The sequence below is a fragment of the Paucibacter aquatile genome (assembly GCF_002885975.1).
Taxonomy (GTDB): domain Bacteria; phylum Pseudomonadota; class Gammaproteobacteria; order Burkholderiales; family Burkholderiaceae_C; genus Paucibacter_A; species Paucibacter_A aquatilis.
Genome location: NZ_POSP01000001.1, coordinates 720,570 through 735,509 on the forward strand (window position 1 = coordinate 720,570; position 14,940 = coordinate 735,509).

Sequence of the window (14,940 nt, forward strand, 5' to 3'; positions counted from 1 at the left end):
TTTTGGGGCCGGCGATGCTGGCGCTGCAGGCTGCTCAGCGCTCGGCCGCCTGCCAGGCTTGCACCAACTCTCTCGCCCGTTCGCCCACCACGCTCGCGCTGTCACCCGCGCGGTAGATCGCCGAGCCCAGGCCGGCGCCCGTGGCACCGGCGCGGCGGTAGGCCGCCAGGTTGTGCAGGCCCATGCCGCCGACCGGGTAGATCAGGGCCTCGGGCAAGACCGTGCGCCAGGCCCGCAAGGCCTCGGGCGGCAGGGCGTCGTTGGGAAAGGCCTTGAGCGCATGGGCACCCGCGCGCAGCGCCGCAAAGGCCTCGCTGACCGTGGCCACGCCGGGCATGGTCCACAGGCCCAGGCCCACGCTGTGGCGCACCAGATCGGGGTCCAGATGGGGCGAGATGGCCAGCGTGCCGCCGGCCTCGCTCAAAGCGTCCGCCTGCTCGGGCCTCAGCACCGTGCCGGCGCCCAGGTGCGCATCGGCCGGCAGGGCCTGGCGCATCAGGCTCAGGGCCTGCAAGGCACCGGGGCGGTTCAGCGGCACCTCGATCAGGCGCAGGCCGGCCGCGTACAGGGCCAGGCCGACTTCGGCCGCTTCTTCGGGCTGCAGGCCGCGCAAGATGGCGACCAGGGGCGGGTAGGCGGGCGTGGGTGCAAAGGGGTTGGTGTTCGCTTTCATCGCGGTCCTTTCATTCGCCCAGGCCTTCGAGCGCACGCAGCGCGGCCAGATGCGCCTCGCGCGGGTCCAGGCATTGCAGGCTCAGGCTCAGTCGTTCGGCAGCGCGTGCATACCAGGCGCAGAGCCGTGCCTCGCCCACGGCCAGCAAGGGCAGGGCGCGCAGGGCAGGCTGGCGCCGCAACTGGCCCAGCTCGCTGCCGATCAGCAGGCCCGAGAGGCGGGCCGCCGCCTGCAGGCGCAGCGCGTCCACAGCGCTGCCTGGTGTGTGGGGCGGTGGTGCCAGCAAGGCCTCGGCGCGCACGCGGAAGAGCTGGGCCAGCAGCGATGAAGCATCGTCCTGCGCCCAGTCCACACCTTGATCAAAACCTTGCTGGGCCAGCGGGTGCTCGAGCAGGGGCAGGGTGCTGTCGATCAGGCTGCCCAAAGCGCCCTGCTGGCTCAGCAGGCGGAACAGCTCGCCGGTCATGAAGGTCTGGAAGCTCTGCACCTGGGCCAGGCCCCGATCGCTGCGCAGATGCGCCCATTTGCTGTGCGTGCCGGGCAGGATGAACAGGGCTTCATCGCCCGCCGCCGTGCCGCTGGCTTGCCAATGCCGCCAGGCGCCCAGCAGCTGGGTTTCTTCGCCGCGCATCACATCGGCCGGGCCGGCTTCGGGCAGCTGGCTCAGGCCGGGCAAGAGGCGCAGGCGCGGCGGCTCGGCGCACACCATGCGGGCGGCGGGCCAGTCCAGATCCAAGGCCTGCGCGCCCAGCTGATCCAGCGCCAAGGGCACCGGCAGGTAAGGCGCTTCACGCCAACCGAGGCGGCTGCCGATCATGCCGGACAGCCACACCGTGCGCGGGCCCTGGCGCAGCCAGTCGCCGATGAAGCCGGTCAGCTCGGCGCCGAAATCGCGGCGCTGCCCGGGCTTGCAGTTCAGCGCGGCGTGCAGCACGCCGGCCTGGTCGTGGCGCTCGGCCAGCAGCTGGCCGTTTTCATCAAGCGCATAGGCGCGCCGGCTGCTGCTGCCCCAGTCAATTGCTATACATCTCATCGTAAACCCCAGTCTGTTCACGGGCCGTGGCCCTTGTCATGCAGCGCGAAGCTGCGCACAATGAGATAACGTTAACACATTGCAATCACAGCTGTCCGGAAGGCGGGTGTGGATGCGTTCAAGAACAGGCTCAAGCAGCAAAGGCGGCCCCGCATGTCGAACGATTCGAACAGCAACAACAACGGCAACGACAGCCACAACAAGAAACCGGCGCGCCGCTCCCAGCACTGGTTCGGTGGCAACAGCAAGGACGGCTTCATCCACCGCTCCTGGATGCGCAACCAAGGCCTGGGCAGCGAGGCCTTCGACGGCCGGCCCATCATCGGCATCTGCAACAGCGGCTCCGATCTCGTGCCCTGCAACGCCCACTTCCGCGGCCTGGTCGACAAGGTGCGCGAAGGCATCCTGCAAGCCGGCGGCGTGCCGCTGGAGTTCCCGGCCATGGCCCTGGGCGAGAGCAATCTGCGCCCCACGGCCATGCTGTTTCGGAACCTCGCCGCCATGGAGGTGGAAGAGTCCATCCGCGCCAACCCCATGGACGGTGTGGTGCTCATGGTCGGCTGCGACAAGACCACCCCGGCCCTGCTGATGGGTGCGGCCAGCGTCAATCTACCCACCCTGGTGCTCTCGGGCGGCGCCATGCTCAACGGCCGCTACCGCGGCCAGGCCATCGGCTCGGGCACCCATGTCTGGAAGTTCTCTGAGGCGGTGCGCGCCGGCCAGATGAGCGAAGCCCAGTTCCGCAGCGCCGAGGCCTGCATGTCGCGCAGCGCCGGCCACTGCATGACCATGGGCACCGCCTCCACCATGGCCTGCATGGTCGAAGCCCTGGGCATCGCCATGCCCGACAACGCGGCTCTGCCGGCCGTGGACGCGCGCCGCCACGAGCTGGCCCGCCAGGTCGGGCGCCGCATCGTCGCCCTGGTGCAAGAGAACCGCCGGCCCAGCGACATCCTGACCCGCGAGGCCTTCGAGAACGCCATCCGCGTCAACGCCGCCATCGGCGGCTCCACCAATGCCGTCATCCATCTGCTGGCCCTGGCCGGCCGCCTCGGTGTGCCGCTGAACCTGGACGATTGGGACCGCCTCGGCCGCGATGTGCCCACCCTGGTGGACCTGCTGCCCGCCGGCCGTTTCCTGATGGAAGAGTTCTGCTATGCCGGCGGCCTGCCCGTGGTGATGCGCCGCCTGGCCGAGGCCGGCCTGCTGCACCGGGAGGCGCCCAGTGTGGCCGGCGGCGCCATCGGCCCGCACATCGAGGCGGCCGAGTGCTTTGACGACGAAGTCATCCGCCCGCTCGAGCGCCCCGTGGTAGCCCAGGGCGGCATCGCCGTGCTGCGCGGCAATCTGGCGCCCGATGGCGCGGTGATCAAGGTCTCGGCCGCCTCGCCGGCCCTGATGCAGCACACCGGCCGCGCCGTGGTGTTCGAGACCATCGAGGACTACAAGGCCCGCATCGACGACCCCGCGCTGGACATCGACGCCAGCTCCATCATGGTGCTCAAGAACTGCGGCCCCAAGGGCTACCCCGGCATGGCCGAGGTCGGCAATATGGGCCTGCCGCCCAAGCTGCTGGCGCAGGGCGTGAGCGACATGATCCGCCTGTCCGACGCGCGCATGAGCGGCACCGCCTACGGCACCGTGGTCCTGCATGTCGCGCCCGAGGCCGCGGCCGGCGGCCCGCTGGCCCTGGTGCAAAGCGGCGACCTGATCACCCTCGATGTGGCCGAGCGCCGCCTGCATCTGCATGTGGACGAAGCCACCCTGGCCGAGCGCTGCAAGGCCTGGGCGCCGCCGCCCAAGCCGGCCTCGGGTTGGGCCCGCTTGTATGTGGACCATGTGCTGCAGGCCGACAAAGGCGCGGACATGGATTTCTTGGTCGGCCAACGTGGCGACCATGTGGCGCGCGAATCCCATTGATTCCCATCGATCTGAGCCACCCGCAGTCACGACACCCGCGATGAATATGAGTATCGAGTCCCCATCTTCCGCCGCCATCCCGCTGGCCAGTTACCCCAGCCTGCGCGGCCGCGGTGTCCTCATCACCGGCGGCAGCTCCGGCATCGGCGGCGACATGGTGCGCGCCTTCGCCCGCCAGGGCGCGCGCGTGGCCTTCACCGGCCGCAATGCCGCGTCCGCCCAGCAGGTGTTGGACGACTGCAGCGGCGCGACCTACAAGCCCTTGTTCCTGCGCTGTGATATGAGCGATGTGGCCCAGCTGCGCGATGCCGTGGCCGAGGCCGATGCCTGGACCCTGGGCCTGAGCGCGCTGCTCAACAACGTGGCCGATGACGACCGCCACGCCTTTCTCGAGGTCACGCCCGACTACTTCGACAGCCGCGTGGCCATCAATCTGCGCGCGCATTTCTTCGCCGCGCAAGCGGCCTTGCCCAGCCTGCAGCGCCAGGGCGGCGGCAGCATCATCAACCTCGGCTCCACCAGCTGGAAGAACAAGGTGGCCGGCTACGCCGCCTACGCCACTTGTAAATCGGCCATGACCGGCTTGACCCGCAGCCTGGCGCGCGAGTTCGGCCCCGCCGGTGTGCGCGTCAACACGCTGACCCCCGGCTGGGTGATGACGGACAAGCAGCTCAGCACCTGGGTCGATGCCGAGGGCGAGCGCGCCATGGACGAACACCACTGCCTGCCCGGCCGCATCAGCGGCAGCGATGTGGCCCAACTGGCCCTGTTCCTGGCCGCCGACGACAGCCGCATGATCACCGCGCAAGAGTTCGTCATCGACGCCGGTTGGACCTGAGCATGAGTCAGCAAGACACCCTGCCGCGCTACAGCGCCCGCTGCCTCTGGCCGGCCGAATGCCAGCTCGGCGAAGGCCCGCTGTGGCTGGCCGACGCGGCCCAAGCCTCGGCCGGCCGCCTGCTCTGGCTGGACATCCACGGCGCCGCCGTTCATGGCCTCGACCTGCCCTCGGGCCAGCGCCACCGCTGGGCCTTGCCCTGGCGCGTGGCCTGGCTGATCGCCAGTGAAGGAGAGGAGGGCGTCTTCCTCGCCGGCCGTGTCGATGCCGTGCTGCGCCTGCGCCTGTGGCCGCAGCTGGAAGTGCTGGGCCCCGGCCTGCCTATCCATGAACCCGCAGCCCCGGGCCAGGGCCTGCGCCTGAACGACGCCAAGCTCGACCCCTGGGGCCGGGTCTGGTTCAGCGGCATCTACGAGCCCGACCCCAGCCAGCCCCGCGCCGAGCTGCTGCGCCTGGACGGCCGCGGCCAGCTGCGCACCATGGACCGCGGCTACCGCATCGGCAACGGCCCCTGCTTCAGCCTCGACGGCCGCACGCTCTGGCATGCCGACAGCGGCCTGGGCTGCGTCTGGGCCTATGCGCTGGATGAAAGCGGTGAACTGCAAGGTGCGCAACAAGGCACGGCGCCGCGCCGCCTCTGGCGCCAGTTCCCGCCCGAAGAAGGCGTGCCCGACGGCATGTGTGTCGATGCCCAAGGCGCGCTCTGGATCGCCCACTGGGGCGGCCACCGCGTCACGCGCTACAGCCCCCAGGGCGAGCCCCTGGCCCGCATCGATCTGCCCGTCAGCCAGGTCACCAGCTGCTGCTTCGGCGGCGTCGATGGGCGCCAGCTTTTCATCACCAGCGCCCGCACCGGCCTCAGCCAAGCGCAGCTGGCGCGCGAGCCTTTGGCCGGCGGCCTCTTTGTGGCCGATCTGCCGGTGGCCGGTGCGCCCCTGGGCCGCTTTGCCTTCGATGCCGCGGCCCTACGCGCGGGCACGCCTTGGGCATGAACGCAAGTCGCTTTTCCTCCGGGGTGGGCGCGCCAGGCTTGGCGCGACAATGCCGCCCGCCAGGCCTCGCGCTCCGCGCGGCGCCTGGCCCGCGTCCATTGAGGGAGAGAAAAGCATGTCAACGATGAAGAGCAACAAGCCTGTTCCGAAGAGCCGCGCGCCGCGCGAAGGCGAAGCGGCTGCGCCCGCCGTTTCACCCGCTGCACCGGCCGCAGAGCCCACCCAGGCCGGCCGCATCACCGTCAGCGACATCGCCGCCCGTGCCGGTGTGTCGGTGATGACGGTCTCGCGTGCGCTCAGCGGCAAGGGCTATGTGGCCGAGGCTACGCGCGAGCGCGTGCTGGCCATGGCCCAGGCCATGGGCTATGTGGCCAATCTGGGCGCCAAGGCGCTCAAGGGCGGGCGCACCCATGTGCTCGGCCTGCTGGTCACCGACTTCGAATCCCCCGTGGTGGCCGCCATCATCAACGCCATCAGCCGCGTGGTGAAGCAGGCCGGCATGGACTTGATCATCTACGACATCGCCCCCAACGAGGGCGGCCAGGCGCGGCCCGAGGTGGTGCCCCTGCTCAGCAGCTTGTGCGATGGCCTGCTGCTCATCCTGCCCGGCCAGCATGCCGAGCAGCTGGAGCATTTCCAGCGCACCGAGCTGCCCGTCGTCTTGGTCAATTACTGGCGCGCGCCCACGCCGCTGCCGGTGGTGCGTGCCGACAATTACGAGGGCGCCTACGCCCTCACGCGCCACCTGCTGGACCTGGGTCACCGCCGCATCGCCTTTGTGCGCGGCACGGCCTACTCGGGCCAGAGCCAGGAGCGCGAGCGTGGCTTCGCCGCGGCACTTGCCCAGGCCGGCCTGGCGCCCGCGCCCGAGCTGGTGGTGGAGGGCAACTTCGGTCAGCGCTCGGGCTTTGAGCAAGGCCTGCAGCTGCTGGACCTGGCCGAGCCACCCACCGCCGTCTTCTGCGCCAATGACTTGATGGCCCTGGGCCTGCTCGACGCCGCCCGCGCCCGCGGCCTGCAGGTGCCCAAGGACCTGTCCCTGGTCGGCTTCGACGACATCCCCGCCGCTGCCCACACCCACCCGGCCCTGACCACCGTGCAGCAAGACTACGAGCAGCTGGGCGGCAGCGCCGTGCGCCTGCTGCTGCAGCAGATCGAGGCCGGTGTGCAGCGCGGCATCCGTGTCGAGCTGCAGAGCAGCTTGGTGATCCGTGAATCTACGGCCGTGCCGCCGGCGGCCAAGGCCGCGCGCGGCGCTTCCTCTTCCTCTGTTTCTTCTTCCACCGCTGCTACGCGCAAGGTGGCTTCTGCGCCTGCCCAGCCCGAACGTAAAAAACGTTAGGCCGCCCAAGCAGCGCGTAGTCACGATGCGGCATGCGGGGCGGCCTGTTCTTCAGCTCTCTTTTGTTTCCGCCCCCGCCCATGAGTTCCTTGCCCACGTCCGCGTCGTCGTCTGCGTCTCCGCCCATCTTGCCCTCGGGCCCTGTGCCTGTGGCTAGCACCTGGCGCGATCGCTGGGCGCAGGGCCGCTGGAGCAATGGCACGCTGGTCTACGGCAGCTCGGGCCTGGTGCTGCTGTTTGCTTTGCTGCTGCTCGGTGATTTCGCGTGGAGCCTGAAGGAGCGGGCCGTCACGCCCGTGGCCCAGGTGCTGTTGAAGCAGATGCAGGCCAGCGATTTGTTCATCGCCCTGGTCGTGGGCTCGGTGCCGGCCGGCCTGGGACTGCTGCTCGGGCCCATCGTGGCTGTGCGTTCGGACCGGCACCGTGGCCCCTGGGGCCGGCGCATCCCGTATCTGTTTCTGCCCACGCCCTTCATCGTCGTGTCCTTGGTGGGCATGGCTTTCACGCCCGACCTCGGTGCGGCGCTGCACAGCGTGCTGGGCGGGGCTTCACCGGGCGAGCGCGTCTGTGCGCTGATCGTGTTCTCGCTGATGTGGAGCCTCTTCGAGGTTGCCTCCGTCACCGCCAATGCCGTGTTCGGCGGCCTGATCAACGATGTCGTGCCGCCCACCCTGGTGGGCCGCTTCTACGGCCTGTTCCGCGCCACCAGCCTGCTGGCCGGCATGGCCTTCACCTTCCACCTGATGGGCCGGGCCGAGCAGCACTTTGCGGCCATCTTCATCGGCATCGCCCTGATCTACGGTCTGGGCTTTGCGCTGATGTGCTGGCGTGTGCGCGAGGGCGAGTACCCGCCGCTTGAAGACGCGCCGGCTGCGCACGATGCCACCTCTGCCGCCGGCGGCGCCCTGGGCCGCTATTTGCGTGAGTGCTTCACCCAGCCCTACTACCTGTGGCTGTTCCTGGCCATGACCCTGGGCCTGGTGGCCGGCAACCCGGTCAACAGCTTCGGCGTGTTCTATGCCAAGCATGTGGGCCTGGGCCTGGACGGTTATGGCAAGTACCTGGCGCTGACCTACGCCATCTCCCTGCTGCTGGCCTTGCCCGTGGGCTGGCTGGCCGACCGCTGGCACCCGCTGCGCGTGGGCCTGACTGCCATCACCGCCTACGGCCTGGCCATGCTGGCCGCCGGCACCCTGGTGCGCGAGGGCGGCCAGTTCGCCCTAGCCTTTGTGCTGCACGGCGTGCTCTCAGGCATCTACCTCACCGGCACCGCCGCCCTGGGCCAGTACCTGTTCCCACGCACCCGCTTTGCCCAGTTCCAGTCCGCCATGAGCCTGATGGCCGCCCTGGGCTATATGGTCGTGCCCCCGCTCATGGGCGCCTGGCTCGACGCCACCGGCAACGAGTACCGCCACACCTTCATCGCCAGTGGCGCCCTGGCCCTAGGTGCCGCGCTGGCCTTTGTGATGGTGCACCGGCACTTCCAGCGGCTCGGTGGGGCGGGGGGGTATCGGGCGCCGGAGTGACGGGAAGTTATGGGCTGTGTACTGCCTGTTCGGCGTAAATGTAAGGTTTGTTTGCACTAGATCGCTCGAATTCACTCGTCACCAGTAGCTTGTGCGAGAGCTTCTTGCCACCTCGGTCAACCGATGCAGAACTTTGAGTTCGACGGCTGCTCAGAGGGCAGAGCACTCGATGCGCGTGGGCTGTCGGTTCAATTCTGAGTGTTTGCAGCTGACTAAACTGCTCCCACTTACAACAAATATGCACAGCGGAGGGCGAATTGGCTTACTACGATCTGAGGCGACGGTTTGTAAAGAGAGAAACCTACGACCATGACGAACTCGTCACTGCGCAACTGCGTGGCAAGCAGGTGACGTGGGCCAAGGTGCTCAAGAATCGCAGCAGCGTCATCGTTGCAGCGGCGAACTTCGGCAAGACCACCGAGATGCGCCAACAGGCGGCGCAACTGCGTGCGAGTGGTGAGACCGCCGTGTTCATCGCGCTGCGCCAACTCGCGGATCGAGGCAGTCTCGACAGGGCATTGACTGGCGATGACCGCGACGCCTATCGCGCGTGGAAGGCTGCGCCACTCGGCCCCATCACGGTGTTTGTCGACTCATTGGATGAGGCCGCCGCCGGCGGCAAGGCCGAAAGCATCAGCCACCTCGTCGGAGACGTTGCCGACGAACTGAGCTGGCCCAATGAGCATGTCCGGTGGGTGATTTCGACTCGGCCGGCCGTCCTCACAGCAGGCGTCTTCGAGAAGCTCTCGGAGTTGCTTTCTAAGCCGGCTCCGAAGACTATCGGGAGCTCGGGCGGACCGAGCGGTCTCGATGCGGGCGGTGCGGTCAGCGTAGCAGTGGAAGCCGAGGCGCCGGAGCCGGTGCCGCTGAGCCTGTTCTCCATGGCTCATCTGGAAGACCACCAGGCTGCCGTGTACCTCACGGGGCGATACCCAGCGCTGGATGCCAAGCAACTGATCGAGATTGCCAGTGAACGCGGTTTGTCGGGCTTCGTCCGCAGCCCGGGCGGCCTGGATATCCTTGCTCGCATTGACATGGTGGCCAGCCCGCCAGAATCCTTGACCGAGGTGTTCGAGCGCGTCGTGAACGCCATCGGCACCCTGCGTGGGGCTGACCATCGGCTCGTTGCCGCCGGCAGCCCTGCACAGGACGTCCTGAGCGGTGCGGTTCAGCGCCTGGCCTCAGCATCGGTTGTGTGCCAGCTGGTGAACATCGAGATGCCCGAGGCGACCCTGGCTATTCCTGAAACGGCCTTGTCAGCCCGGGTGATTGCGTCGCCGATTCTTCACGAGGCGGGCATCAAGGCGCTGTTGAACTCCCAGCTCTTCATCGACGCCGGTTTCCATCAGGTCAAGGTCTATCCCGATGAGCTCGCGCCGTTCCTCGCGGCCAAACGCCTCTCCGGTTTGGTGGCCTCGCCGGATCAGGCGGAGCGGCTCCTTGAGAACTTCACCTGGGCTGCGACCAGCGGCGAGCAAGGGGTGCAGCGCGCCTTCTTGCCGATGTTGGGATGGCTCGCCACGCTGAACGCGCATTGCCGCGAGGTCATCCTGCAGAAGGATCCTCAGGCGTTGGCGTTCTTCGGTGACCTGCGCAATCCGGCCGTCCCGACCACGGCGGCGCAGGAAGCTCTGACGGAGAGCATCAAGCGCTTGGTGGAAAAGGGCGACCACATCGGCCGCACCATGTTCCGGCTGACGTCTGAGAACTTCTGGCAGGCGGGGCCCGACCGATTGGCTGGGACCATCGCGAGCCTTTACGACCAGTACCAGGACAACTACTGGGCGCGAGACGTCCTGCTCGATATTGCTACCGCGTGCAAGATCGAGCCTTTGCGGGCAAAGCTTCTCAAGCGTCACGGGTCGAAGTTTGACCGCGTCCTTTCTGACAGCAGTGACGTTGGCTACTTCCTTGCATTGCGTCGGCCCGCCGATCTTTCCGCTCTCGCCGCCGCTGCGGTGGTGAGCACCACTGTGCGCGAAGGCGTCATCAGCCTCCTATTGCGAGAGCTGGGATGGAGCTATTTCTCGCCCCGTGATGTCGCCGTGATGGTCGACAACCAGTTCCAGGCGGGTCCGCGTGGATTCCAGCTCTCCTATTCCCTCGAGAAGGGAAGCATGCTCGCCGATGCAACGGATGGCCAGCTGTATCAACTGGCGCGCGGGCTCGTTGTGCGCATGGTTAAGAGGGAGCTGACTCACAAGCTAAATCGAGAGGATCAGCAGTACGTCGACCTCGTTGCCACGGTTCTTGAAGCCTTGGTCGTGCGAACGGATGGCGCCCAGGCGGTCAAGGTCGCTCGCCTGTACCTCGTCGTAACCCGGGCCATCCAAGACCGCTATCTGCAGAGCAGCGCAATCGAGGAGCTGTGGTCTTCGGTAGAGGAAAATGCCGCCGTCCGCCTGGCACTGCTGCGGGCCACCCTCGAGCGGCAGCTCAATGATGACGAACTGCTGCTCGCGGTTGTTGGCTTTCGCCGGCCCACCACGTACACACCCGAGGACGTGGTTCAAGTGAACGACGCGCAGCTCACCCGCGTGTACGCAGAATCGCAAGCTAAACGCGCGAGAGCCATCGCACAGCAGCCGGCGCCTAAGCCAGTCAAGCCAAAGAGCGAGAAGCTCACTGTCGACGCCAAGGTGAAGCGGCAGCTTACCAAGCGCTTGAGCGCATTGGCTGATGGAACGGATACCCGGGCGCTCGAGTGGATCGCCGAGTGGCTGCTTCAGACGAATCGCACCTCAAGATATGGCGAGGTCGACTTCGAGGCGTTCGAGAGGGCCGTCGGCGCGAAGATCGCTGCGGCTACCCGACAGGGCATGAGTCGCCTGTGGCGCGACAAGGCCCCGACCTTTAAAGAGAGCGAGCCGAACTCGACTTTCCACATCACTGCGGCCGGCCTGCAGGGTCTCAAGCTTGAACTCGGGGACGGGGCGGTGCTTCCCGCCCTCACTGAGCTTGAGGTGCGCAAGGCTCTGCGTTATGCGCTCTTCGAAATCAACGGCTATCCGAAATGGTTCTGGGCCCTCGTCAAGGCATATCCGGCCGTTTCGGTTCCTGAGTTGGTATCAATCGCCGGCGAGGCAGGGAACGGCGCTACGTCCAGTGAGCATGCCGAAGAGCTGCTGGCATCCATTCCAGACGCACCTGCACCGGTCCAAGAAGCACTCGCAGGCCTCGCATGGACGCACCTGCTAAGCGTGAATCCATCCCGCGACTACGTCGTGAATCGGTTGCTGCAGGCGGCCCTGTCGGTGCCGGGCAAGGCCCCGCAAGGTGACTTCGAGCGCTTGGCGCTTCACAAGATGAAGGCCGCCTACTGCTCGCCGCTGGCTGAACCAGTCGACGAGGCCCTGCGCGCGCGGCGCGAACATGCACTGACTTGGGCCACCCGCTGGTTCATTCAGAGTCCGTTGCGGTGGCGCAATGCCGTCAACGCCTGGGGACCGTTGGACCCGCTAGCCGTCAAGAGTTTCATCTTTGACCTTGCCGCTACGTTTGGTCGTGACCGCGAGGGCATCGCGGCGCGAATCGCCACCGAAAGCGACCACGGCATTTTGGCGCTGGAGGACCTGTACCTATGGACGAGGTGGGCAGTCGACCCGAAGGATGATGTGGACAGACCGGCTGGTGCTACCTACAGCCCTGGCCCCAGGGACAACGCAGAGCGATTCCGCGGGGTAATCATCAGCGGAATTGCTGCTGCTACATCGCAAGCTGCGTACAGCGCGTTGGAGCGAATCCGGCTGGCGCTACCCGCCGGCGACTTCACCATCGAGTACATCAAGAAGACGCAGTTCGAACTTCGTGAGCGGCAGCTCACCCGGGAGCCCCTTGCCCAAGTGAACTACCCAAAGTTCGAAGAGAACTTCCGTGGAGATGTCACCGATACGACCGCGTTCGCTATGGCCGTGCATGCTGACCTTCGTGCCGTTCAGTATGACGTCGAACGCGGCGAGCACAGCTTGCGCAGCTTCTTTAGCGAGGTCAATTTCACGCGAGTCAACAAGAAGGGACAGGAAGGCGAGAAGGCGGGCTTGGCGCTAGAAGCGCACTTCCAGAAGCTCCTAGCCAGCGAGCTGAACCATCATGCGCGCGCTCGGTACTCCGTGACCGTCGAATCCCACACCGCCGAGGCGAAGCGACGGGACATCCTGTGCAGCAAAGATGAATGGCGAGCTTCCATCGAACTGAAGATGTCCGAGCGCTGGACGTTGGATGACTACCTGGTCGCGTTGGAACGCCAGCTGGTTGGTCAGTACATGCGCCACCGAAAGGCGACAACCGGCTTCCTGGTGCTGGTCTTGCAGACCAAGGGGCGCGAGTGGACTGACCCGGCCACGAAGAAGAAGCTGAACTTCCAGCAGGTCCTGGCGATCCTGACGGATAAGGCGCAGCAGCTCGAGGCCAAGGACCGAGCGCGCTACCTGCGGGTCATCGGCATTGATGCGACGACGCCGGAAGATTTCCGGGTTCGCGCGAGGGTCAGACATTAAATCTCAAGGCCCCATCTGCTCCGCGATGACGTTTGTGGCAGGCCCTCGAACGGCAGTTCGGGGCAGAGGCTGTGTGAAAACTCGATCTGCAAGTTCAGAGTCAAAAAGTCGGCCGCTCAGATCGGCCCAGGATCGTCGATCGGCAACGAACTAAGGGTTGAATGACCCCGGAAAAAGCAAGCCAAGCGAGTTTTCACACGGCTTCGGCACGAAGCTGCCCCACGAGCGTCAAGTGCGAGCGGCTGCAAGCGCTGCATCGCAGCAGCACGCGTAGTCGCCGTTCCGACGACCTCGTGCGCAAGGTCGCACCCCCAACCCCATCCTGACCCCTCCTCAGGGCTTGCCCTAGCCCCCGCTTGTGTTTAACATGTTATCGTTATCACACATTGAACATAAGCAAACATGAGTCACACACACTTCCACGCCATCCCCACCGCCCCGGGCCACCATGTGCTGCAAGGCGCGAGCTGCCGGCTGCTGGGTTTTGAAAAGCTGGTGCTGCTGCCGGGCCAGGCGCACAGCGGCCAGGTGGCGGGTGACCGTGAGCAGATGTTGGTGGTGCTTTCGGGCACGGCCGAGGCGGTGGAAGTCGTGGGTGGCCCACGCTTTGCGAATGTGGGCGGCCGGGCCAATGTGTTTGTGGGCAACCCGCACAGCGTGTACCTGCCGCGCGGCAGCCGCTTCACGGTGACGGCCGGCAGCCGCTTCGAGGCGGTGCTGGTGAGCGCGCCGTCCAGCCTGGACACCGAGGCTTACGAGGTGCGGCCCGAGCAAGTGCGCACCGGCACCTGGGGCACGCTGAACTACACACGGCATTTCCGCGAGATCCTGACCCAGCCCGATGGCCGCCCGGCCAGCAGCCTGATCGTGGGCGAGACCATCACGCCCTCGGGCAACTGGAGCACCTTCCCGCCGCACAAGCACGAGCGCGAGGAAGGCGGCGAGGTCTTCCACGAGGAGATGTATTACTTCCGCGTGGCCTCGCCCGAAGGCTTTGGTCTGGCGCGCCACTTCAGCCCCGAGCACGGCTTCGACCACACCCACACGGTGCGCGACGACAGCCTGCTGTCGATTCCCTACGGCTACCACACCTACGCCGCCGCGCCGGGCGCCAAGAGCTACTACCTCTGGTTCCTGGCTGGTGACGGCCGCCGCCAGGGCGTGGCACTGCAGCCCGAGCTGGCCTGGACGCAAAAGCTGGTGGGCATGTGCTGAGCGAATGAATAAACGAATGAATGCGTGAGTGAGACGAGCAGCATGAGCACCAACACCCCATCCCAACTTCAATCCCTGTTCTCCCTGCAGGGCCGCGTGGCCTTGGTGACGGCGGGGGCCAGCGGCATCGGCCAGGCCCTGGCCATCGGCCTGGCGCAAGCGGGCGCCGATGTGGCCATCACCCGCCACAGCCAGAGCAGCGAGGACACCGAGGCGGCGGTGCGGGCCCTGGGCCGCCAATGCCTGGTGATCGCCACCGACCTGGCCCGGCCCGAGGCGCCGGCCGAAGTGCTGGCCCAAACCCTGAAGCACTACGGGCGCATCGATGTGCTGGTGAACAACGCCGGCATCATCCGCCGCGCGCCGGCCGCCGAGGTGCGCGACGAGGACTGGGACGCCGTGCTGGACCTGAACCTCGACGCCGCCTGGCGCCTGTGCCAGGGCGCCGGCCGCCAGATGCTGGAGCAGGGCAGCGGCCGCATCATCAACATCGCTTCGCTGCTGAGCCTGCAAGGCGGCATCCGCGTGCCGGCCTACGCCGCGGCCAAGCATGCGCTGCTGGGCCTGACCCGCGCCCTGGCCAATGAATGGGCGGGCCAAGGCGTGGGCGTGAACGCGATTGCCCCCGGCTATATCGAGACTGCCAACACCGCGCCGCTGCGCGCCGACCCCGAGCGCAGCCGCCAGGTGATGGAGCGCATCCCGGCCGGCCGCTGGGGCCAGGCGCAAGACCTGGTGGGTGCGGCGGTGTTTTTGGCCTCGCCCGCGTCTGCCTATGTCCACGGGCAGTTGCTCGTCGTCGATGGCGGCTGGATGGCCCGCTAAGCATCGCCCGCAAAGCCCCCGTACCCAAACCCATACCTGCGTCCGCAGCCGCAGCGCTGCGCCGCCCCATGCCTGATCGA

The 14,940-nt window shown here is 67.0% G+C and carries 10 protein-coding genes; 8 read left to right on the forward strand and 2 right to left on the reverse strand.

Annotation, left to right across the window (positions count from 1 at the left end; all coding sequences use genetic code 11):
• Positions 1–34: 34 nt before the first annotated feature.
• Both C1O66_RS03120 and C1O66_RS03125 read right to left on the reverse strand, forming a co-directional pair.
• The gene (locus C1O66_RS03120; RefSeq protein WP_102766516.1) at positions 35–673 is read right to left on the reverse strand and encodes a 2-dehydro-3-deoxy-6-phosphogalactonate aldolase; all 639 of its coding nucleotides are present in this window, start codon (positions 671–673) and stop codon (positions 35–37) included.
• Positions 674–683: 10 nt separating this feature from the next.
• On the reverse strand, positions 684–1,706 hold the full coding sequence (locus tag C1O66_RS03125) for a 2-dehydro-3-deoxygalactonokinase (protein ID WP_102766517.1): 1,023 nt from the start codon (positions 1,704–1,706) through the stop codon (positions 684–686).
• Positions 1,707–1,859: 153 nt separating this feature from the next.
• Between C1O66_RS03125 and C1O66_RS03130 the strand changes: the two genes are divergently transcribed.
• From C1O66_RS03130 to kduD, 8 genes are all read left to right on the forward strand, one after another.
• Positions 1,860–3,626 carry an IlvD/Edd family dehydratase gene (locus C1O66_RS03130; protein ID WP_102766518.1) on the forward strand — a complete coding sequence of 589 codons (1,767 nt, stop codon included), beginning with the start codon at positions 1,860–1,862 and terminating at the stop codon, positions 3,624–3,626.
• A 46-nt stretch (positions 3,627–3,672) separates the two neighbouring features.
• The gene (locus C1O66_RS03135) at positions 3,673–4,464 is read left to right on the forward strand and encodes an SDR family NAD(P)-dependent oxidoreductase (protein ID WP_243392681.1); all 792 of its coding nucleotides are present in this window, start codon (positions 3,673–3,675) and stop codon (positions 4,462–4,464) included.
• Between the two features lie 2 nt (positions 4,465–4,466).
• Positions 4,467–5,456, forward strand: coding sequence for an SMP-30/gluconolactonase/LRE family protein (locus tag C1O66_RS03140; RefSeq protein WP_133155080.1), 990 nt, complete (start codon positions 4,467–4,469; stop codon positions 5,454–5,456).
• A 115-nt stretch (positions 5,457–5,571) separates the two neighbouring features.
• The gene (locus tag C1O66_RS03145) at positions 5,572–6,798 is read left to right on the forward strand and encodes a LacI family DNA-binding transcriptional regulator (RefSeq protein ID WP_165794440.1); all 1,227 of its coding nucleotides are present in this window, start codon (positions 5,572–5,574) and stop codon (positions 6,796–6,798) included.
• 128 nt (positions 6,799–6,926) lie between these two features.
• Positions 6,927–8,324 (forward strand): MFS transporter, encoded by a 1,398-nt coding sequence (locus tag C1O66_RS03150; RefSeq protein ID WP_165794441.1) that lies wholly within the window; start codon positions 6,927–6,929, stop codon positions 8,322–8,324.
• Between the two features lie 257 nt (positions 8,325–8,581).
• Positions 8,582–12,820 carry an NACHT domain-containing protein gene (locus tag C1O66_RS03155; RefSeq protein ID WP_102766522.1) on the forward strand — a complete coding sequence of 1,413 codons (4,239 nt, stop codon included), beginning with the start codon at positions 8,582–8,584 and terminating at the stop codon, positions 12,818–12,820.
• Positions 12,821–13,222: 402 nt separating this feature from the next.
• A complete protein-coding gene (locus C1O66_RS03160; protein ID WP_102766523.1) occupies positions 13,223–14,035 on the forward strand; it encodes a 5-deoxy-glucuronate isomerase in 813 nt (270 codons plus the stop codon).
• A 42-nt stretch (positions 14,036–14,077) separates the two neighbouring features.
• Positions 14,078–14,860, forward strand: a complete 783-nt coding sequence (gene kduD / locus C1O66_RS03165; protein ID WP_207795885.1) for a 2-dehydro-3-deoxy-D-gluconate 5-dehydrogenase KduD — start codon at positions 14,078–14,080, stop codon at positions 14,858–14,860.
• The last annotated feature ends 80 nt before the right edge of the window (positions 14,861–14,940 follow it).

Coding starts and splice junctions, on each gene's coding strand:
- C1O66_RS03120 (WP_102766516.1), bottom strand. CDS start 673: ATGAAAGCGAACACCAACCCCTTTGCACCCACGCCCGCCTACCCGCCC.
- C1O66_RS03125 (WP_102766517.1), bottom strand. CDS start 1,706: ATGAGATGTATAGCAATTGACTGGGGCAGCAGCAGCCGGCGCGCCTAT.
- C1O66_RS03130 (WP_102766518.1), top strand. CDS start 1,860: ATGTCGAACGATTCGAACAGCAACAACAACGGCAACGACAGCCACAAC.
- C1O66_RS03135 (WP_243392681.1), top strand. CDS start 3,673: ATGAGTATCGAGTCCCCATCTTCCGCCGCCATCCCGCTGGCCAGTTAC.
- C1O66_RS03140 (WP_133155080.1), top strand. CDS start 4,467: ATGAGTCAGCAAGACACCCTGCCGCGCTACAGCGCCCGCTGCCTCTGG.
- C1O66_RS03145 (WP_165794440.1), top strand. CDS start 5,572: ATGTCAACGATGAAGAGCAACAAGCCTGTTCCGAAGAGCCGCGCGCCG.
- C1O66_RS03160 (WP_102766523.1), top strand. CDS start 13,223: ATGAGTCACACACACTTCCACGCCATCCCCACCGCCCCGGGCCACCAT.
- kduD (WP_207795885.1), top strand. CDS start 14,078: ATGAGCACCAACACCCCATCCCAACTTCAATCCCTGTTCTCCCTGCAG.